General features: G+C 61.6%; 17 protein-coding genes. 7 read left to right on the forward strand and 10 right to left on the reverse strand.

The annotated features are described in order from the left end of the window. Positions 1–68 precede the first annotated feature (68 nt). Together AB1792_04230 and AB1792_04235 are read left to right on the forward strand one after the other, a co-directional pair. On the forward strand, positions 69–1,163 hold the full coding sequence (locus AB1792_04230; protein MEW5701418.1) for a PorV/PorQ family protein: 1,095 nt from the start codon (positions 69–71) through the stop codon (positions 1,161–1,163). Positions 1,164–1,255: 92 nt separating this feature from the next. After that, positions 1,256–2,152: a PorV/PorQ family protein gene (locus AB1792_04235; GenBank protein ID MEW5701419.1), complete on the forward strand. Its 897-nt coding sequence runs from the start codon at positions 1,256–1,258 to the stop codon at positions 2,150–2,152. A 150-nt stretch (positions 2,153–2,302) separates the two neighbouring features. On the opposite strand, the gene AB1792_04240 is transcribed toward AB1792_04235, so the two are convergent. The 3 genes from AB1792_04240 to AB1792_04250 all read right to left on the reverse strand — a co-directional run bounded on the left by AB1792_04240 (position 2,303) and on the right by AB1792_04250 (position 3,949). Further along, a complete protein-coding gene (locus AB1792_04240) occupies positions 2,303–2,536 on the reverse strand; it encodes a hypothetical protein (protein MEW5701420.1) in 234 nt (77 codons plus the stop codon). A 24-nt stretch (positions 2,537–2,560) separates the two neighbouring features. Further along, positions 2,561–3,499 (reverse strand): serine hydrolase, encoded by a 939-nt coding sequence (locus AB1792_04245; protein MEW5701421.1) that lies wholly within the window; start codon positions 3,497–3,499, stop codon positions 2,561–2,563. Between the two features lie 231 nt (positions 3,500–3,730). Further along, the gene (locus AB1792_04250) at positions 3,731–3,949 is read right to left on the reverse strand and encodes a hypothetical protein (protein MEW5701422.1); all 219 of its coding nucleotides are present in this window, start codon (positions 3,947–3,949) and stop codon (positions 3,731–3,733) included. Positions 3,950–5,728: 1,779 nt separating this feature from the next. On the opposite strand from AB1792_04250, the gene AB1792_04255 reads away from it, so the two are divergent. Continuing rightward, a complete protein-coding gene (locus tag AB1792_04255; protein MEW5701423.1) occupies positions 5,729–7,264 on the forward strand; it encodes a hypothetical protein in 1,536 nt (511 codons plus the stop codon). 195 nt (positions 7,265–7,459) lie between these two features. Here AB1792_04255 and AB1792_04260 read toward each other — a convergent pair whose 3' ends face one another. The 7 genes from AB1792_04260 to AB1792_04290 all read right to left on the reverse strand — a co-directional run bounded on the left by AB1792_04260 (position 7,460) and on the right by AB1792_04290 (position 14,482). After that, complete coding sequence (locus tag AB1792_04260; GenBank protein MEW5701424.1) at positions 7,460–8,263, reverse strand: DUF72 domain-containing protein; 804 nt, start codon at positions 8,261–8,263, stop codon at positions 7,460–7,462. After that, positions 8,260–8,403, reverse strand: coding sequence for a hypothetical protein (locus AB1792_04265; GenBank protein MEW5701425.1), 144 nt, complete (start codon positions 8,401–8,403; stop codon positions 8,260–8,262). The genes AB1792_04260 and AB1792_04265 overlap by 4 nt, the downstream gene beginning before the upstream one ends. 25 nt (positions 8,404–8,428) lie before the next feature. After that, positions 8,429–9,058 carry a hypothetical protein gene (locus AB1792_04270; protein ID MEW5701426.1) on the reverse strand — a complete coding sequence of 210 codons (630 nt, stop codon included), beginning with the start codon at positions 9,056–9,058 and terminating at the stop codon, positions 8,429–8,431. Next, positions 9,016–9,828: a hypothetical protein gene (locus AB1792_04275; GenBank protein MEW5701427.1), complete on the reverse strand. Its 813-nt coding sequence runs from the start codon at positions 9,826–9,828 to the stop codon at positions 9,016–9,018. The genes AB1792_04270 and AB1792_04275 overlap by 43 nt, the downstream gene beginning before the upstream one ends. A 1-nt stretch (position 9,829) precedes the next feature. Beyond that, positions 9,830–10,459 (reverse strand): hypothetical protein, encoded by a 630-nt coding sequence (locus AB1792_04280; GenBank protein MEW5701428.1) that lies wholly within the window; start codon positions 10,457–10,459, stop codon positions 9,830–9,832. Between the two features lie 18 nt (positions 10,460–10,477). Next, the gene (locus AB1792_04285) at positions 10,478–11,293 is read right to left on the reverse strand and encodes a DUF6754 domain-containing protein (GenBank protein MEW5701429.1); all 816 of its coding nucleotides are present in this window, start codon (positions 11,291–11,293) and stop codon (positions 10,478–10,480) included. A gap of 558 nt (positions 11,294–11,851) precedes the next feature. After that, the gene (locus tag AB1792_04290) at positions 11,852–14,482 is read right to left on the reverse strand and encodes a hypothetical protein (protein ID MEW5701430.1); all 2,631 of its coding nucleotides are present in this window, start codon (positions 14,480–14,482) and stop codon (positions 11,852–11,854) included. Between the two features lie 414 nt (positions 14,483–14,896). Between AB1792_04290 and AB1792_04295 the strand changes: the two genes are divergently transcribed. From AB1792_04295 to AB1792_04310, 4 genes are all read left to right on the forward strand, one after another. Further along, complete coding sequence (locus AB1792_04295; GenBank protein MEW5701431.1) at positions 14,897–16,480, forward strand: YifB family Mg chelatase-like AAA ATPase; 1,584 nt, start codon at positions 14,897–14,899, stop codon at positions 16,478–16,480. A gap of 173 nt (positions 16,481–16,653) precedes the next feature. After that, positions 16,654–17,439 carry a hypothetical protein gene (locus AB1792_04300; GenBank protein MEW5701432.1) on the forward strand — a complete coding sequence of 262 codons (786 nt, stop codon included), beginning with the start codon at positions 16,654–16,656 and terminating at the stop codon, positions 17,437–17,439. 156 nt (positions 17,440–17,595) lie between these two features. Beyond that, entirely contained in the window at positions 17,596–18,150 is a 555-nt protein-coding gene (locus AB1792_04305; GenBank protein ID MEW5701433.1) for a transposase, read from the forward strand. Between the two features lie 114 nt (positions 18,151–18,264). Next, positions 18,265–19,662 carry a bifunctional UDP-3-O-[3-hydroxymyristoyl] N-acetylglucosamine deacetylase/3-hydroxyacyl-ACP dehydratase gene (locus tag AB1792_04310; protein MEW5701434.1) on the forward strand — a complete coding sequence of 466 codons (1,398 nt, stop codon included), beginning with the start codon at positions 18,265–18,267 and terminating at the stop codon, positions 19,660–19,662. Positions 19,663–19,729 lie beyond the last annotated feature (67 nt).

Below are 19,729 nucleotides of genomic sequence, written 5' to 3' on the forward strand. Positions count from 1 at the left end.
CCTTTGTGAGAATGAGCAGAGTTCACACGACCCTCACCCCGGCCCTCTCCCTGAAAGGGAGAGGGGGAATGATAACCTCTCCCTCCGGGAGGGGTCGATCCGCCGCAGGCGGATCGGGTGAGGGTGTCCTTCGCACGCTCGTGCTGATGGGATTGCCGGGATTCTGCCGTAGGCATTGTGTCGCTGCCCTGGTTCTGGCGTTGGCGACCGTATGGCCGCCCGTTTCCTCCCGTGCCGCCGACACCGGCGGACAACCGACGGCGATGCTCGCATGGGGTGTGGGGGCGCGCCCGGTGGCGATGGGTGGCGCCTTCACGGCGATTGCCGAAGGTCCCACCGGCTTCTGGTGGAATCCGGCGGGTGTCGCCCAGATGCGCGAGAACGGCTTTGAGGCGGCCATGCGGCGGATGAGCTTCGACCGCCAGGCCGGGTACCTGAGCTTTGTTCATCCGTTCGGGAAGGAAGAGGCGGCGATGGGTCTGTCATGGATCTACGCCGGCGTGGGCGATCTGTACACATTCGATCAGGATGGCATTCCCGGGGATAAAATCTCCGACTACTCCAACGCGTTCGCGTTCTCATTCGCGCGGCGTTTCACGCCGCGCCACTCGCCGCTCGCGTGGTCGGTCGGGCTAAACCTGCGTTACCTTCAGCATAATATCGCCAATATCAACGCCTATACTGTCGGATTCGATGTGGGCACGCAGTTGCGCTACCGGTTGCGTCCGGCGACCCGGGCCGTGACCATCCCTCCCGAGGTCCGAGTCGGCCTGTCCCTGCAACGCCTCAATGAGAAGTACCCTTGGACCACGTCCGAGTATTGGACCCAACAGGGGGAAGACACGGGCTCGGATTTTGAGGAGAAGTTCCCGCTTCTGGTCCGCTCCGGGGTGGCGCTGGTCTTTTGGCAGGGGCGCGCGTTGCTGGCGTTCGACACCGACGTGGACGAGAAGCAGGGGACACGCTGGCATGGCGGCGGCGAGGTCACCGTGCAGTCTCTCTTTGCGGTGCGCGCGGGGATGGATGATGGCGATCTGACTCTGGGCGCGGGATTCCAGCCCCGGTTGCGTCCCGGCGTGCGACTGGCAATCGACTATGCGTTCGCCGTTCAACCCGACGACATCGATGCCGAGCATTTGTTCTCGTTGGGTGTCCGCTTTTGATTCCGGTCGTGCCGTGTCAGGGTGCGGTTGTGGCTGCCTGCGCCGATAGCTATTCTATGCGTCCGTCAATCCCAGTCGCGCCCGGGGCCGACGTGTTGCGAAGAGCCGCATGGTTGATCGGAGTGCTTCTGGTACTCTGCGCCGGGACCGCCACCGCCGTCGACGACACTCAGCCCGGTTTCGCGTTTCTGACCATCGGCGGCGGCGCCCGCGCCGTGGGTCTGGCGGAGACAATGGTCGGGGACGATCAGGATGCCTTTGTCACGGAATACAATCCGGCCGCCCTCGTGGACGTCTCGCGTGTCGCGGTTTCGTTCGCGCACAATGTCTTCTATCTGGACACGCGTGGCGAGTACGTGGCGGCCGTTGTGCCGCTGCACGCGTGGTCGATCGGGGCCCGTGTCGGCTACGTCGGGACGAGCGACATTCCCATGCGCACCGGGCCCTCTGATGAGCCGCTCGCTCTGTTTGATGGCTCCAACGCGGTGGTTCAGGGCGCCCTGGCACGCCGGGTGGATGATCGCCTCGCCGTCGGGCTTTCCGCGGCCTATGTCGCCGAGAACATCAACCTGGAAACGGCTCAGGGATTCACTCTCGGCGTGGGACTGCGCTATCGGCCGGTCCGCAATGTGACGATGGGGTGCGCCTTCCTGAACGTCGGCCCGGCCACGAAATTCAAGGACCGCGAGTTCCGCATGCCGAGCATCTTCCGTTTTGGCGGCCGTTGGATGATCGGTCGCGCCTCGGCGCGTGCCGAGCTTGTGACCGCCGACCGCGACAACGTCAAATGGAATCTCGGATCCGAGTACGCGGTGGATCCCAGAGTCTCACTGCGCGGCGGCGTCCGACTCGGCTATGACACCCAAGTCTTCACCGCCGGATTGGGCATGCAAACTCCCGACGGACGGTTCGGCGTCGACTATGCCTATTCTCCCTACAGCGATGATCTGGGTGCCACGCATCGCTTCGGGTTGACCGTCCGACCATAGCTGCCATTGTCTCGTAGGGCGGGCTCCGCCGCCGTCCAAGGGCTGGAGCCCCACGTCTCCGAGATTTCCGGGATTGAGGACAGCGGGTTTTCAACCCGCTGTCGGTGCGTGCGAAGCACGCACCCTACGAAATGGGGCAAGTCGGATAGATCACGATCGCAGAGTGGCGATGCGATCAATCTTCTGATTCAGGTCCTCGATCGCCTCGCGCAGCTCTTGGAGACCACCACGCGTTTCGCCTTGATCGCGCGCCAGCGCATCCAGCTTCGGAAGAACCTGCTCGCGCTGTTCCGACAGCGTGTCCAGGAGTTCTTCCAACTCCCCCAGGGTCTTCTCCAGCGTGTTGACGAGCTTCTCGATCTGTCCTTCGATTTCGCTGCCCATGGCGCGGACTCACGGGTTCTGTTATCACTGCTTCGATGCGGCGGGCGTCAGGTTGAAGGCCCAGCGCAGGGCATTGGCCAGTGAGCGGAAACGTTGCCCGGATGAACGCGCTCCCAGCACAACCGCGGTGACATCGTCGCCGTCCGGCGACAGGGCGCGTGCCCCGATGCAGTACCCGGCCGAGACGATGTATCCCGTCTTGGCGCCGACAAAACGCAGATCGGAGTACAGGAGTCGGTTGGTGTTCGACAGATGACTGATCCGGCGTTTGTTGCGGGGCGCGATCGTGTATTCCCGCGAGGCGCTGATCGTCGCGATGAGGTCGTTCTGGAGGGCGGCATTGACGAGGATGGCGCAGTCGTACGCCGTCGAGACGTTGTCCGTCGACAGGCCGGTCGGTTCCACGACATGCGTCGCCTTCATGCCGAGGGCGCGGGCCTTGTCGTTCATCCGGGCGATAAACCGCGCCTGGGGCATATCCGCCGATCGCGACAGGGCGCGTGCGGCGCGATTGTCGGAGACCATCAGCGCCGCATGCAGCAGATCATTCAAGGTGTAGCGTTCGCCCGGACGCAGTCGTGACCGCGATGAGCCGTCGGCATCTTCCTTGGTAATCTCTGTCTCGCGGTTGAGGTCAACGCCGCTTTCGAGCAACACCAGCGCGGTCAAGAGCTTGGTCAGGGAAGCGATGGGGCGGGTCTGGCGCGCGTGCAGGGCGTAGATGATCTCGCCCGCCGTATTGTCCACGACCATCGCTGCGGCGCAACGGACTTTGGGAGCCCGGTTCTTACCGGTCGTCGCGGCGGGGATTCGCTCGGTCCACTGCCGGGGCAGCTCGCGCTCGATGCTGCGTTCATGCCACTCCGCCGTCACCGACGGTTCCAAGACCCGCGCCAGCCCCAACAGGAACACGGTCGCGAGACCAGCCCGTAACAGCGTCTTGTACCAACGACGTGTGCCCATTGCCCCAACGGATGGGAATCGCCCCCCAGGGAACGCCCCCAGCCAATGTTAGCGGCCGCGGCAATGCCCCGCAACTGAAATTATCGGCTGTGCTCCACCTTCGATTTCGTCCCCTCTCTTTGCACACGATCCCGAAAAGCAACCGAGCCGGGCCCATCCCTGAGCCCGGCTCGTCTTCTGGCAGTATCGGGCAAGAGACACAACAATACTGAACGTGCGCCATTGTCGATCTTATGGGAATTCGTCGCACTCGGGAATGATGCAAACGTGTTCCCAGCAATCCGCGCCCACCTTCTTTCCATCGTTGTACCACCAACCTGTTGACAGATCCTTGCACTTGCTACACCCATCGCACACTGCAGCTTCGGCCTTGAGCGCGGCAGCAGCGGAGAACGCGAAGGTGAATGCAAAGATCGCCAGCAATGCCAGAGCCAGCGTCTTTCTCTTCATGATTCTTCACCCCCTTTCTTCTTGCCCCTGCCAGGTTATGGTCGTCGTAGAATATGGTCAATCTCGCGGTCATCGTCACTCCACGTGCCGAGCTCAAGTACGACTGAGTGCGAATCCAGCGTGAAGTATGCCGTCCGAGTCGCAACTCCGAATTGCTGACGCAGCGCCATGGTATTGTCATACCATACGGGCAACACGACGCCACGGCTGTGAATGTCGCGCAAGAACGCGTGGGCAACCGGACCGCCGCGGTCAGTGATAATGATAACGTCACGAGCATCCGACCCCAAGGACGCGAACGTCTTGAATACCGACTCGACAGCATCTGCGCACTCATCGCAGCTGGGTGATACAAACAAGAGCACGCCACCTCCCGGAATACACTCCGTGACCGGCTGCGCCGTGGAGTCGTCCGTCGACCACACTGGAATGTCAGGAAACGGCGAACCCATGTTGATTCCGCGAATTCTCTCCTTCAGCAGAGTCTGTGATTTCTCTCGATCCGCGTGCCCTTGGCGCACGCCCACACTCCGGCCGTACAAGGACCCAAACCACCATCCTGCGAGTCCAGTGGCCGCGACTGCAAGCGCCGTTGCCAGCGTCGCCCTTATGAACCGCGGAGATCTCAGGGAGTTCACCCTTCTCTACTCCAACAAAGGCGTGATTCGTGTTGACAGCGTACCCCCCCCTCATGTTACTTGTCAAGGGAAATCGCCCGTTGGGGCTTCAAAAAGCCGGATGATAAGGAGCAGGCCCGTGCTCACGTCGCGGCCGCGACCATCGCGTCAACTCGTTGTCTTGACGACGGTTGCGTTTACTCTGCCGGTGCCCGTCGGGGTAAACGCCTCCACCCCGGTCGAGGATGCCAGAATCCTCTATGCCGGTCAAGTCTGGCTCTATCTAGCCAACGATGGGGTCATTGGTAGTAGCCCGCATACGCGCAGCGGCGGGGGGATTGGTTACCCGACCGAGATACGTCCCCGCCAGGAAATGGACGCGCTGCGGATATCTTGGGTCCCGTCATTCGAATTCCACGGAGGAACAAAGACCAACTACCTGCATCACGCGGGCATAATGATTGGAGGCATCAAGGGCGCAGACACGCTCGTGAGCGGGGCCCTGGGAACCGCACGCAGCAACCAGTTTCTGAGCTTCGATTCCATTTGCGTGTCAACCTCGCCCCTTGGTTCCCCCTGTCATGGTCCGATGGCCGCCGGCGACCAACAGTGCTTTGCTTCATATTCGGACACCGCCGCGATGATGACGCGGGGCGGGCTCGATGAATTGGAGAACCGCAACCACATACCCCTAGGAATTGAAGTGCACCAAACCAGTTACGCTTGGACGAGCGGCTATGGAGCCCGATTCATAATTGTCCAGGACTGGATACTCAATACCTCTTCAGACCAAATACGGCAGCCATGTGTTGGCCTGTACGTGCTCCCTTGGGTCGTAAACTACGACTTCCCCAACTCATCCCTCGAGACAATCACGGGTTTTCTGCACGTGGTCCCCGGATCGCTGCCGGGAACCACAGACACAGTCAATGTCATGTGGGGGGCAGACAATGATGGCGACCCGCGGAATGGGTCTTTCTTGCGATATGCTCCGACTGGTGTATTGGGTGTGTGCATTCTCCGTGCCCCAGCGGAATCTTTGGTGAGTTTCAATTGGTGGACAGAATCATCCGAGCACTCTTGGGGTCCACGGCAGCATAGTAATCGCTTCGGCTTTGCCGGTTCCTTGGGGCGGCCTGTGGGAGATCGGGGACGCTACCATATGATGAGCAACGGCGAGATCGACTACGATCAAGCATATGTTGCTCTCGACTTCACCGATCAGGGATGGAGCCCTCCTCCTGATGCAGCCATGGCTCGTGCCATAGCTTTGGGCAATGAGATCAGCCTGTTGACTTCCTTTGGCCCGTTCGAAGATATCCTCCCGGCCGATTCCGTTGAGTTCGTGTACGCCCTCACAGTTGGAAGTGATTTCCATACACTCCCAGATAACTTCCTGCGAAACGCGTCGCCTGTCGATCCTGAGGCCTACCTGAACAATCTTGATCTTTCGGACCTCATCACCATTGCACAGACCGCCGACTGGTTCTATGACACTCCCGGTGTCGACACCGACAACGATGGATATCGGGGGAAGTATCATCTCACCAACTGCAATCCCACCGGGACCATCTGTGACACAGTCTGGTACAAAGGGGACGGCGTCCCCGATTGGGCCGGGCCGCAGGCGCCGCCCTCGCCGCCGTTTGAGTTCAGCACCGCGCCGCACAAGATCACCCTCCGCTGGAATGGGGCGATTCCAGAGACCAGCCGGGATCAACTGTCGCGCAAGCGCGACTGGGAAGGATACCGGGTCTACTCCTCCCGCTTCGATGTCGACGACAAGTATGAACTGATCGCCAGTTGGGATAAACCGGACGACTTCACCCGATGGGCCTATCAGTCCAAGACCAACGACTGGAAACAAGTCTCCTATCCGCTGACCGTCGACCAATGGCGCGCTGTCATGAACGATCCGGCGTTCGATCCCGCGAACTATGCCCATCCCTCCTTCGAAACCGCCTACCGCGACACGATCATCGACACCGTGGTCGACGTGCACGGGACCATCATCGAGATCGTCCCACGGCTGCGCTACTCGTATTGGATCCCGGAGAACGCCAACCGGGGGAACCGCTACTGGGGCGCCGACCGTTGGGAGGACAATCTGATCCAGAAGGTCGGCGAGCAGGACACGATCATCGATGCCGACACGCTCACCTACGGCGTCTACGAAATGACGCTCGACAATCTGAACGCCGCCATTCCGCTCTACTTCGCCATCACCGCCTATGACTATGGCGACTATGTCCGCAATGTGACCACGTTGGAAGGGTCCCCCCACACCAACAGCCAATACTGCCACCTGCTGTACTCCTCCGACGTCGTCATTGACTCGGCCTTGCAGGTGTCGGTCTACCCGAATCCATACAAGATCCAGTTCAAGGATGCCTTCGGTGACTGGACCAGTTACTATCGTGAGGGATATGAGGCCCCCGGCAAGCCGGTGATGGACGAGCGCGACCGGCGCATCTGGTTCATCAATCTACCGGACACCGCGGAGATCAACATCTATACTCTCGATGGTGATCTGGTGCGCAAGATTCTGCATCCCGATCCGTTCCTGACGACCTATCCGTCGATCGTCGGCTGGGACCTGATCTCGCGCAACACGCAGGCGGTGGTATCCGGTATCTACATCTGGCGCGTCGATTCGCGTTTGGGCCGACAGATCGGCAAGTTGGTGATCATCAAGTAAGGGCACGGCGTGCCGTGCCCGCATCCGCGATCAAAGATCGCGGGCACACGCATTCGCACGTAGGGCGGGCTCTGCCCGCCCGCAAGGGGCTGAAGCCCCTTGTCCTCGGTTGTTGCGTCGAATGACGGAAGCCGCGATCAAAGATCGCGGGCACACATCTCATGTCGCATCCATAGGGGCACGGCGTGTCGGAGATCACGAGCGGAGTCGAGGGGCCGTGCCCGCGAGCATGTCCTTGAGCCGTCGCGCGTCGCGCACGGCCTGGCCGAGGTGGCAATTGTTGAAGAACACGAAGACCTTTCCCACTTGGTGACGGAGCTGGTCTAACCGTCCCACCCACTCGGACAGCTCCGGATCGGAGTAAGCGTAGTCATAGCGCAGCGGGCCGCCCCCCCACCAATGGGCCGCATTGCGCCCATGCATCCGCACATATCCCACATCGGTGGTCGCGGCCGACTCGGGCGGGAGCAGATGCGGGAGGCGCGGTTGATCGACGTTGCAATAGCCGATTCCGGCGCGTGCGAGAGCCTCCTTGACGGGCAGTGCCAGCCAACTGTCGTGGCGGTACTCAACGAAGAGAGGCGTCCCGTCGAACAGGGGCGCATGGCCAATGATGTAGTCGAGGTTGGCATCATTGTATCGGAACGACCACGGGAATTGCGCCAACAGTCCCGCCAGTTTGCCGGATTCGGCCAACGGGGCGATGGCGTCCAGAAACGGAGGAATCGCCTCTGCAATTCCTTTCCGCTCGTGCGTGAACGTCTGCGGCGTCTTGACGATGAACTCGAAGCCCGGCGGGGTCTTGCGTTCGATGTTGCGCATCACCGCCGGGTGGGGCGTGCGGTAGTACGTCGAGTTGATTTCCACAGTGTCGAAGTGCTGAACGTAGTGATCCAGCATCTTCCCCTTGGCAATGTCCTCCGGGTAGAAGGTGCCGACCCAGTCGGGGAAGGAGTAGCCGCTTGTTCCGACGCGTATCGTCCCGCCCGTGCCGGTCATTTCTTCGCCTTTGTCTGCCGTTTTCGCGGCACGATCCTCTGGAAACGCACGCGCTGACAGTCCGGGCAAATCCACTTGCGCTGGCGGTGATAGACCCGCTTCTGCTCGACCATCTGGCTGCGGCACCGTGGGCAGATCATCTTCGACTCGGCGCCTGGTCCGGATTCACAACCACTTTAACCAGTCCCCCAGCAGGAACTCGACGCGGCCGATCAAGAGTGCCATCCGCGACATGATCGTGTACGCGAATGTCGCGCCGAAGAAGATCATCATGAAGTAGCGGCCGATCCGCGTCACATGCCCTGTCAGACCGGCATGCTCCCGCGAGAAAATGAAATACGTGAGCGTGGCCAGCACGCCAATCATAATCACGAGGCCGTCGAGTGTCGTGCTGCCGGATATGGTCGCGCCCATCTGCGCCAGGACGCGGGCTTGCAGCATGGCCGGGATTGCGGCGCCGGCGCCGGCGCCGATGACCAGCGCCAGCGGAATGCGCGACCAGGGGCGTGCAGGCGACCAGAAGCGCAGGAACATCGCGCCGCCCAACAAGATCGGTACCAGCGCCGTCGCATCGCCACGCGCCAGCGGCGCGACCGCCTGTGGGATCAGCACCGACCGGACGGTGATCACCAACGAATACCCCAGACTCAGCCCCACCAGGAGACGCTCGGCGAACCGGTAGATGGGATTGTCGCCGACCAGAAACGTGTAGATCGCCAGCGTCAGCAGGGCGGTGAGCGTCGTCTCCCAGCTCAATGCGTCGCCTCCGTGGTTCTCCGGCGTCGTGCGCGCCATGCCTCCAGGTTGCCGACGATGACCAAAAGCACGATCAACCCATGAGCGACTGTCTGTGCGGCCATGCCGCGCGATCCCGCCCCCGGTTGCGACAGCAACTGTTCGTACTCGGCTGCCCCCCGGAACCCGGCGACAAGACCTGCCAGTTGTCCTGCTTCCAAGTAGGGGATGTACGACGTCACCATGACCGCGGACAGCGCCGCCAGAATCCGGGCGTGGTAGCGCACGCCGGCGTACTCGACCCAGTATGTCGCCATCGAGCCGTCCGCGACCGACACGATCAGAGCCACATCGCGGTAGTTGTGTATGCGCTGCCCCAGTGGCGTGGCATCGAGCGGTCGTCCGGCATAGTCGGCAGAGAACACATCCCGAATCTCTTCGCCCATGCCGAGGATCGCGGCCGTGTACTGCGGGCGATACCCCAGATACAGCCAGTCGCTCCCCTCGTGCGCATGGCACGCGCCCGCGCCGCGTGCAAGCAGCTCGTATCCGGCGGCCGTTCCCTCGGGGAAGAGCGCCAGCCCGATGATGCGGACGCCGCGTCGGAAACAGTGCCGGATGATCGCCTCGCCCAGCGGCCCCACCTCCGGCAGACTGGCGGCCTCGTGATCGAATGAGACCATCACGACGGCGCTGGAGTCCAGCGATTCGATCAACTCGAACGCTTGCCTCGTCTCGGGTGAGACTCTCTGCGTCCAATGGAGACGTGCCAGGAGCACGCCGATGACGGCCAGCGCCAGAATCGCGAAGAGGAGACGCCGTCCGAGCATGTCAGCGCCCCCCCAGGTACGTGCGCTCGACGCCGGCGATCACCTTGAGCGCGGTCGTTGCCATTCCCAGTCCGATGCCGATCAAAATGCCGCGTTTGGCGGCCAGCCCGGGAACGTCCACCAACCATTGTGCCGCCGTGGGAAGATGCGGCGAGATGTATTCGCCCAATGGCACACGCCCGAGCGTCACGATCAGCGCCGCCAGGATCAGCAGCGTCGATTCCCCCGTCCGGGCACGAAAGCCGCGATATGCCGCCGACGTGATATAGAACGCCAGTAGTGAGAAGACGGTCGCTTGCATCGGTGCCTGGGCATGATCAAATAACCACAAGAAGAGTGAACCGCGGTCGATCCCGCCTGAGAATCCCGCCACGGCCGTCAGGACGATCGCCCCCAGTAGCGTGAGGGAATAGAATCGTTCCCGGGGCCGGCGTGACATGGTGATGATGTGGCTGCGCATCACGGCGAGGATGCCCGCCACGAGCGCGCACGCAAACACCACCTGCATCCACCCGAGGAGCACACGATAGACAGACTGCGCCGCCGGCGCGCCGAGAAAGTACTGCGCGGCCATGAACACTCCCGCCGCCGAGGCCGTCGCGATGGCCGCCTTGTCGCGCAGGGTGCCCATGAGGTAGTCGGGAAGTGACTATCGAGACAGCAACGCGCTCAAGTCGGCATGGAACGCCAATAGTCCGACGGCCCCGAACAAGAGGACTGCCAGCACCGCATACTTGAGCCAATCCTGCGCCAGCACGGCGGCCGACACCTTGGGATCACCGGAAATCAGGCCGGGGGCCGCAAACAATTCTTCCCCGATCAACGTGTAGTCGCAGGCCACGAGGAAAAAGGCGAGTTGAATCGTCGAATCGGAACCGGCGATCGTCACCGCCCCGCACTGCTGGGCGCCTTCGGCGAGGATCAGTGCCTCGCCCTCGAACGAACCGATGAGGAAGACCGCGCCCGGTCGCTCGCGCGCAAAGAGCCCATCGACCGCCGCCGCATATCCGAACTGGCTTTGCGTCACGAAGGTGACCTCGCTGGATTGGATCCACTCCGGACGTCCCGCCAGCGTGGCCGCCTGATGGATCGTGTCCTCCGCCACCGAGGCGACGATCGGGTCATGCGATGGTACCAGGAGGCGGCTGTTGTATTCGGCGGTGTACGTCGCCACGTGGGAGAGAATCGCCATCGATGCCATGGTCGTCGGCCGCCCCATGTCGCCCCCCCAGCCGGTGATGTAGACGACCGGTGTCCCCGTCTCGGTGGCGCGCCCGACCGCATCGTCGATCGCCTCCATCGGCGCCAGACGGCGAAAGCGGAGTCGGCGTCGTTTACTCCACCACTGCGCCCCGGCAATGGCCAGCACGACGATTCCAATCGCGATCAACTCCACCGTCCGTTCGCCATGGAACCACGATGTCGGGCTCGATGACGAAGCGTCATCGGCGGAATGCGCAACCACGGATGCCGATGCCCAAAACAATGCAGAGAACAGAACCGGCAGTTTGCTATGGCGGGGGAAACGGAGCACGTTCGGTATTAACCCGACGCCGCCAGATCGGTCAACAGCAATTGCGTCCCCACCGATCCCGTTTTGATGTGCTTTGGAGCCCCACCCGAAGGGTGGGATTCCTTTCCCATGGTTCACGCCATGGGCAATGTTCTTTCGCCCCTCGGGACTGCGATGGTCGCGGACCATCGTCCCACGGCTGACGCCGTGGGCTATGATCTAACGCCCCTCTAGGGCTGCAACTTGGTCACCCACCGAGGACAAGGGGCTTTCAGCCCCTTGCAGGCGGGCACGGCCCCTCGACTCCGCTCGTGATCTCCGACACGCCGTGCCCCTACGGATGCGACGTGAGATGTGTGCCCGCGATCTCTGATCGCGGCTTCCGTCATTCGACGCAACAACCGAGGACAAGGGGCTTCAGCCCCTTGCGGGCGGGCAGAGCCCGCCCTACGTGCGAATGCGTGTGCCCGCGATCTTGGATCGCGGATGCGGGCACGGCACGCCGTGCCCCTACTTGATGATCACCAGCTTGCCGACTTGTTTCCCCAACCTTGAATCGACCCGCCAGATGTAGATCCCCGAGGTCACCGCCTGCGTGTTGCGGGAAATCAGGTCCCAGCCGACCACCGAGGAATAGGTGGTCAAAAACGGATCGGGATGGAGAATCTTGCGGATCAGGTCACCGTCCAACGAGTAGATGTTGATCTCGGCGGTGTCGGGGAGATTGATGAACCAGATGCGGCGGTTGCGTTCTTCCTCGGTCCCCTTCCCCGGTCTCTCGTACCCCTGCTCGACATAGTTGGTCCAGTCGCCGTACGCGTCCTTGAACCGGATCTTGTACGGATTGGGATAGACCGAGACCTTCAAGCCCGAGTCGACGACGACGTCGGCGGAATACAACGGGAACCCGAAGGCCGCCTGGGCCGCGATCGCGGACTCCATCGGTTCCACCGACCGGGCATAGTCGCCCCAGTCGAATGTCGTCACCGAGAAATAGAGCGGTTTGGAGTCGAGGAGATTGTCGAGCACAAGCTCGTAGACTCCATAGGTGCACGTCTTCCCATTAACGACCGTATCGCGCTCCGCCACGCGTTGGATCAGGTTCGTTTCCGTGCGTCCGCCGGAGACATAGGTGTTTAGATTGTTCGCATCCTCGGGAAGGAAGTACGAAATCCGCTCATGGCGGACGATGTCGACGATCTCCTGTTGCACGTTGCGGATCGTGTCCACGGCGCTGTCGCGGTAGGCGGTCTCGAACGACGGCAGCGGATGCTGCATGGGATCAAAATATGGAACGAGCAGAGCCGCCTGCCACTCGGCGACCGTCAACGGGTCGGAGCTCTGTTTCCAATCGTTGAACTGGGGACGGTACGAGAAGCGCTTGAAGTCTTTTCTGTCCCAACTGGCGAGCAATGTGAAGTCATCCGGCTCGGTGGTGTAGGAGGTGTACACTCGAAATCCCTCCCAGTCGGTCTTGCGGGAGAGGGGATCGCGGGCATACTCGGTCGTGGCCCCGTTCCAGCGGACAATGATCTCGTGGGGTCGGGTGGTCAACTCGCACGATGGTCCGACCGGCGGTTGTGGCCCGCGGAAGTCGGGGATGCCGTCGCCGCGGTAGTAGATCGTGTCGCAGCCGCTGCCGTCCCCGGCGCAGACGACGTGGAACGGCCCTTTGTATCCGTCGCTGTCGGTGTCGACGCCGGGATTATCGAAGATCCACTCGGCCCAGCGGGCGTTGGAAATCAGATCGGTGAAATCGAGCCGACTGAGATACGGCGCCGGATTCTCGGGGCGGAAGTTATCGGCGAAGTTGCGCGGGTCGGTATGGAAGTCGGCCCCCATGACAATCGCATACGTGAACGACACCGAATCGCCGGGGGCAATTGGGGGTAATGGGCCGCAGGAGAGCAGGAACATGACGTCGGCCCCACGTGCATTCCAGACCCGCAAGCTCTCGTCTTGGGGTGGCGGATACCAACCGTCCGCCGAGTAGTCGATGGCCGAGTAGGGCGAGTCATAGTCAATCTCCCCGTTGGTCATGCGCTTGTATCGATTGCGGTCGCCGACAGGTCCCCCGCCCCACGGATCAGCGAACGATTCCGGCGGAGTCTTCTGACGGGACGGACCCCAGCTCCACCATACCCAGGGAGAGGTACTCCCAACCGATCCCCACCGGTTGAAGCTAATGCATGTACCGGGCGGAGTGCGAAGGGGCCGGATACCGAGAACCCCGGTTGTGCTCAAGATGTCGAACCGCCCAGTACTCTTGTTCGGATCACCGTCGTTGCTGGCGGCCCAAGCCAGGTTCATTGTGTCAGGTATACGCGCAACAACACCCGGGAGGGATTGTATGAAGCCACAGATGTCATCGGGATCGTCCAATGGAACCTCATCCCAGTTCCAACGGCCCTTCATGATGTGTGGATTCACCTCGATCCCCACAGTGCCCTGCTCGATGGGGCCGCCGGAGATGTTGACGAACCAAGCATCGACGATGACGAAGCGCCGACTGTAGGACGCGTCCCAAGAATAGGAGGATTGGTGGACTTCGAGACCGATCGCTCGGTACCTCTGAGGTTCGACTTCATCGTACACATTCCACAGAGTATCGGAGCACACCACGTAGTATTCCTGCTTCGCCTTGGCGCCCGATGCGTATTCTGAGGACAAGGGATCGGCACTTCGAGCGCGAACCGGCTCGTAGGAGAGGAACTCGTCTGAGGTTTCGCTGACCAATGTGTCGTAGCCGCGGACACATCCAAAGAGGGAGGCAAGGCCGTTCAAGTAGTAGTTGCCGGAGATGGGCTCGCCGCGAAAGGCAGGAGTGTAAGAGGGTTTGAACGGGAAAATGAGCCAATATAGTGGGGCGTCCCGAGTGATCCACCACTCCCCCACAACTCCATAGTTCCAAATGGCAACCCGCAAGTCCCCGCAGTCATGGTAGCGTGATCTTCTGATTGCCGCAGCGCTCATTTCATGTTGAGAGAGGAGCGTGTCACGCAATCGGAGCCGGTCGGGAATCCCCGTCGTCGGCCCGCCCGACGCACGCGGACACAACACCAGCACCGCCAGCGCCCCCGCGAAGATCGCCAGAACCAGCCCACGAGGACTGTGTCCATTCCTGTAGCCCTCAGACCACATCCGCACCTCCCACGTCGTACCGGAAGTCCGCCTGAGTAAACGAACAAACCAAGGGAATATACCGCCCTGCCTCCTGCGTATTCCCGGAATTCTCGGCGGAAGCAAGCCAGACTTGTCAGGCCTTCCGCGGCCCATGGACAGCAGATCCCTCGTTGCGCGCCGCCACATGGGCGTCGCTCCACTCGGGATGACAGGGGGGGCTTCGATCAGGTACAGGACTACCCCTCCACTCAACTGTCATCCCGGGCGAGTCCCGTGCCTTGGAGCACGGGATGAAGCGAGGGATCTGCTGTTTCCCCCTTATCACAGCAGCGGCGGACCGATACGACGCGGGCTGTCCTGTCGGGCCGAAGGGGCCGGAAAGTGATTGAATCCAGCGATCCCGACGTTTAGCTTAGTCCATTGCAGGTGGTTGTGACGCGGGCCTGTACCGGGCCGAACACGCGCGAATCCGGGGCGAGCATGCTGGCCAAAGTGATCTCATCGGCGGTGCTGGGAATCGACGCTTACCTGGTCGAGGTCGAGGCCGACATCACCCCGGCGTTGCCCGCGTTCGTGACCGTCGGCCTCCCCGATGGCGCAGTGCGCGAAGCGAAAGAACGGGTCGCCTCGGCGATCAAGAACTCCGATTACCTGTTCCCCAGCAAGAAGGTCACGATCAATCTCGCCCCGGCGGATGTGAAGAAGGAGGGCTCGGCCTTCGACCTGCCGATGGCGGTCGGAATTCTCGCCGCCACCGGACAAGTCCTGCGCGAGGATTTCTCCGACTATGTCCTGATCGGTGAGCTGTCGTTGGATGGTGCTTTGCGTCCGGTCCCCGGCGTGTTGCCGATGGCGATGCGCGCCTTGGCGGAGAAGAAGAAGGGAATCCTCGTCCCCGTTGCCAACGCCGATGAGGCGGCGATCCCCAGCGGGCTGAATGTCTATCCGGTCGAGTCGCTGATACAGACCGTCGCCTTCCTCGAAAACGGCGATACGGTCAAGCCGCACACGATAGATGTTCAGGAAATCTTCAATCGCGCCTTGGTTTATCCCGTCGATTTCACCGATGTCAAAGGCCAGCAGTTGAGCAAACGCGCCCTCGAGGTCGCCGCCGCCGGTGGACACAACGTGATCATGGTCGGTCCGCCCGGATCGGGAAAGACGATGCTGGCGCGACGCTTCCCTACGATCCTGCCGAACATGACCCTGGACGAGGCGCTGGAAACCACGAAGATCCACTCCGTCGCCGGATCACTCCCGTCGGGGGCGGCGATGATCGCCACACGCCCGTATCGCTCGCCGCACCACACGATCTCCAATGCCGGTCTGGTCGGCGGCGGCACCACGCCGCGCCCGGGCGAGGTCTCACTGGCGCACCATGGCGTACTCTTCCTCGATGAAATGCCGGAATTCAACAAGGACGTCCTCGAAGTGCTGCGTCAACCGATGGAGGATGGCCATGTCACCATCGCCCGCGCCGCGCAGACATTGACGTTCCCGGCCCGTTTCATGTTGATCGGGGCAATGAATCCCTGCCCCTGCGGTTTTTTCGGCTCGCCGCAACACGATTGCCACTGCACGCCGCAGCAGATCACCAAGTATATGTCGAAGATCTCCGGGCCGCTTCTCGATCGTATCGACATCCACATCGAGGTCCCCGCGGTGAAATTCAAAGAGTTGTCATCGGAAGAAGCAGGCGAACCCTCGGAGACGATCCGCGCCCGGGTCAACAAGGCGCGCCAACGGCAGTTGGATCGTTTCGCCCACGAGAAGGGGATGTACTGCAACGCGCACATGGAATCGAAACACCTGCGCACCTACTGCCCCATCGACAACGAGTCGCTCGATCTGCTGCGCCGCGCGATCACCAAACTCGGCTTGTCGGCGCGGGCGTATGATCGTATCCTGAAAGTGTCCCGGACAATCGCCGATCTCGACGGGACGATGGACATTCATTCGCAGCACATCGCCGAAGCGATCCAATACCGCAACCTGGACCGGACGCTGTGGATGTAATGGAGGATTGAATAGTGTGCCACTGACCTTGGTCAGTGGGAAGATGGAGTGATAGTCCACATGGCCGCGATCTTTGATCGCGGTGTTCCGATGCAAAGCCGCGATCGGAGATCGCGGGCACACAGAACACACAAGCATGTATCGAATGTGACTCTTGATGTGAGGTTGCGATCATGGTGGCACCCGAACTCAAAGACGCCGTCTGGCAGGTCCTGGAATCGTACGCGAAGAAGGATCCGTCGATGACGATTCACTCCGACCTGGTGATTCGCAAGTTTCCCCAGGTGAATGAAATCGAACTGATCAATGCCTTGGGCGAGTTGCTCAACGAAGGGAAGATTACCGCCAAGGCGGCGACCGTCGATGCCCATGGCAATGCCACGGCGTATCACATTCGCGTGCGCGGGATCGAGGAACGTCCCGGCGGACTTTCCGAACCGCCCCGCGGCGCCGCCGGCGGATTCAGCATCGGTTTCGGCGATACCACGGCGGCATCCTCAACGCGCGAGACCGAGCCGCCGCCCGGACCTCGCAAGGTCGGATTGACGATCAAGGACGGGAAGATTGATATCCGTCCCGACACCGGCGGCGTAAAGGAACAGGAACGCCCGCCCGAGGAGGAAGGTCGCGAACGGATCAAGGTCTCGGTCGGCGGAACGCAGGAAGCCGTCTCCGCGATGCAGGAGGAAGCCGAGCAGAATTTCGCCGATGAGGTCGCCTCGTTCTTCGCCGAGTTGCAGGCCTATCCCGCCCGTGATGATGAAGCGAAGAAGGAACTGATCGATCAATTGGCGATTCTCATGGCGATGTTCCAATCCGCCGATGCCGCCTCCTTCACCACCTCCGTGGGCAAGCTCGCCGCGCTGAAGCTGCGTGTCAAACAGGTCGCGCCCGACCTCGTGAACGATTATGTTCTCCTGGTCCAGACCGGCGTGCGCGCCTGGCTGGGACGGGTGTGAGGGGGAATCGGCTCGGCCTGGAGTTATTGGGCGGATTCTGCCCGCCGTTCTTCTTCCCCATGCCGAACAGCAGACGAATTGTGCGTAGGGTGGGCTCCGCCCACCTCTTTTGTGGCGTCGCATGGTGGGCAGAGCCCACCCTACATTGAATGACCGATGTCCGAATACCGCCGATGTAGGACTCCAGGCGGGACCTACTTCTTCACGGTCGTCACGCATGAGCGCCGTCCGATTCTATGCCAAGACGGGGTTGCCGATCAACTTCTCGCCATCATAAGCGTTGTGGCCGAGGAAATCCCGTTCCAGGTCGAGGCCTATGCGCTTCTGCCGGACCATCTCCACTGCATTTGGCGCCTCGGCGATGACACCTGCGATTTCTCCCGAGCGTGGGCGCTGGTGAAGTTGCGATTCACGAAGCGCATGGTCGCCCTGTCTTCGTTCCGGCCCGAGACGGAGACACGGAGCAGGTCGAAGATTGCCCGGAGCGACAGTGCCATTTGGCAGAGGCGATTCTGGGAGCACAAGATCCGCAACGAGGCTGACTTCGAGGCCCATTTTCATTACATTCATTTCAATCCTGTCAAGCATGGGCTTGTCAGGAGACCGATGGAGTGGCGGCATTCGACATTCCATCGGTATGTCGAGGAAGGCATCTACGCGCAGGATTGGGGCGGGCTGGATGAGTGGCCGGAAGGAATCGGAAACGAGTAGGGTGGGCTCCGCCCACCGTTGTTTCTTCCGTTCAATGAGAAGGTGGGCAGAGCCCACCCTACAGGACTCTCGCTCGAGAAAGAGGTGGGCAGAGCCCACCCCACAAGACCGAGGATGCACAAACACCAACGCACCATTCAAAAAGCGGCGGAACTGACCGGCACCGGTCTGCACACAGGACAGGCGTGCACGATCCGATTCCTTCCCGCGCCGGCGGGGACCGGGGTCGTCTTCCGCGTGCCCAATGGCGACAATGTGGCTGAGATCAAGGCGGATATCGATCTCGTCAAGGATGTCAACCGCGGCACGACGCTGGCCCAGGGAGACGCGAAAGTCCACACGGTCGAGCATGTCCTCTCGGCGCTCGCCGGGATGGAGATCGACAACTGCGTCTGCGTCCTCGACAACAACGAGCCGCCGATCATCGATGGGTCGAGCAAGCCATTTGTCGATGTCCTCCTGTCGGCGGGAATTTCGGTGCAGGATGAGCCGAAAACCTACTTCGAGCCGGAGGGGCCGATCAACTACTCCGAGCCGGGGCGCGGCGTCGACTTGATCTGTGTCCCGTCGGAGGACTTTCGCGTCACCTTCATGGTCGACTACCGCAACCCCGCGCTCGGCACTCAGTACACGACATTGGCGTCGCTCGAAGGGGAATATGCCAACGAGTTCGCCCCGGCGCGGACATTCTGCTTTATGTCCGAGGTCGAGGCGCTGCACAAGCAGGGATTGATCCGCGGCGGGAACCTCGACAATGCGGTTGTCATCTGCGACGACGGCTATTCGCAGATCGACGCCGACCGGCTCCGGGAAGCGATCCACTACCCCGGCCCCGTGTCCATCGGCCGCACGGGGATTCTCAATGACGTCGCGTTGCGTTTTCCCAATGAACCGGTACGGCACAAGGTGGTCGATCTCATCGGCGATCTGTCGCTGATCGGCATGCCGATCAAGGCGCACATCCTCGCGGCGCGTTCCGGGCATGCCGCCAACGTCGGTCTGGCGAAGAAGATCCGCGCCGAGATGGAGAAGAAGCGTCTGGCCGAGAAGTACAAGGCGCCATCCACCGGACGCGGCCTGCAACTGGACGCCCAGGCCATCGCCGGTATCATGCCGCATCGCTATCCGATGCTATTGATCGACCGTATTCTCGATCTGGAACCGGGCCAGCGCGTGGTGGCCATCAAGAACGTCACGTTCAATGAACCGTACTTCGTCGGGCATTTCCCCAACCATCCGGTGATGCCCGGCGTGCTGATCGTGGAGGCGATGGCGCAGGCGGGCGGCTTGATGCTTTTGAACATGATCGAGAATCCCCAGGAGAAGGTCGTCTACTTCATGGGGATCGACAACGCCCGCTTCCGCAAGCCGGTGCGCCCCGGCGATCAACTGCGCTTCGAGGTCGAGATGGTGACCTTCCGGCGCGGCATGTGTAAAATCGCCGGCAAGGCGTTCGTCGATGACGTGGTGGTCACCGAAGCGACCATGATGGCGATGCTGATGGAGAAGTGAGGCGCGTGTCGTTCGGCGGTCAACAAGGGGCTTGAGCCCCTTGTCCTCGAATGAGAACGGCTGTGGT

The organism is Candidatus Zixiibacteriota bacterium (assembly GCA_040752595.1).
Taxonomy (GTDB): Bacteria; Zixibacteria; MSB-5A5; order WJJR01; family WJJR01; genus JACQFV01.

Excerpts from the sequence above, each read along its gene's own strand:
- AB1792_04230 (MEW5701418.1), top strand. The coding sequence starts at position 69 with ATGATAACCTCTCCCTCCGGGAGGGGTCGATCCGCCGCAGGCGGATCG.
- AB1792_04240 (MEW5701420.1), bottom strand. The coding sequence starts at position 2,536 with ATGGGCAGCGAAATCGAAGGACAGATCGAGAAGCTCGTCAACACGCTG.
- AB1792_04245 (MEW5701421.1), bottom strand. The coding sequence starts at position 3,499 with ATGGGCACACGTCGTTGGTACAAGACGCTGTTACGGGCTGGTCTCGCG.
- AB1792_04250 (MEW5701422.1), bottom strand. The coding sequence starts at position 3,949 with ATGAAGAGAAAGACGCTGGCTCTGGCATTGCTGGCGATCTTTGCATTC.
- AB1792_04255 (MEW5701423.1), top strand. The coding sequence starts at position 5,729 with ATGATGAGCAACGGCGAGATCGACTACGATCAAGCATATGTTGCTCTC.
- AB1792_04260 (MEW5701424.1), bottom strand. The coding sequence starts at position 8,263 with ATGACCGGCACGGGCGGGACGATACGCGTCGGAACAAGCGGCTACTCC.
- AB1792_04265 (MEW5701425.1), bottom strand. The coding sequence starts at position 8,403 with ATGATCTGCCCACGGTGCCGCAGCCAGATGGTCGAGCAGAAGCGGGTC.
- AB1792_04270 (MEW5701426.1), bottom strand. The coding sequence starts at position 9,058 with ATGGCGCGCACGACGCCGGAGAACCACGGAGGCGACGCATTGAGCTGG.
- AB1792_04275 (MEW5701427.1), bottom strand. The coding sequence starts at position 9,828 with ATGCTCGGACGGCGTCTCCTCTTCGCGATTCTGGCGCTGGCCGTCATC.
- AB1792_04280 (MEW5701428.1), bottom strand. The coding sequence starts at position 10,459 with ATGGGCACCCTGCGCGACAAGGCGGCCATCGCGACGGCCTCGGCGGCG.
- AB1792_04290 (MEW5701430.1), bottom strand. The coding sequence starts at position 14,482 with ATGTGGTCTGAGGGCTACAGGAATGGACACAGTCCTCGTGGGCTGGTT.
- AB1792_04300 (MEW5701432.1), top strand. The coding sequence starts at position 16,654 with ATGGTGGCACCCGAACTCAAAGACGCCGTCTGGCAGGTCCTGGAATCG.
- AB1792_04305 (MEW5701433.1), top strand. The coding sequence starts at position 17,596 with ATGTCCGAATACCGCCGATGTAGGACTCCAGGCGGGACCTACTTCTTC.
- AB1792_04310 (MEW5701434.1), top strand. The coding sequence starts at position 18,265 with ATGCACAAACACCAACGCACCATTCAAAAAGCGGCGGAACTGACCGGC.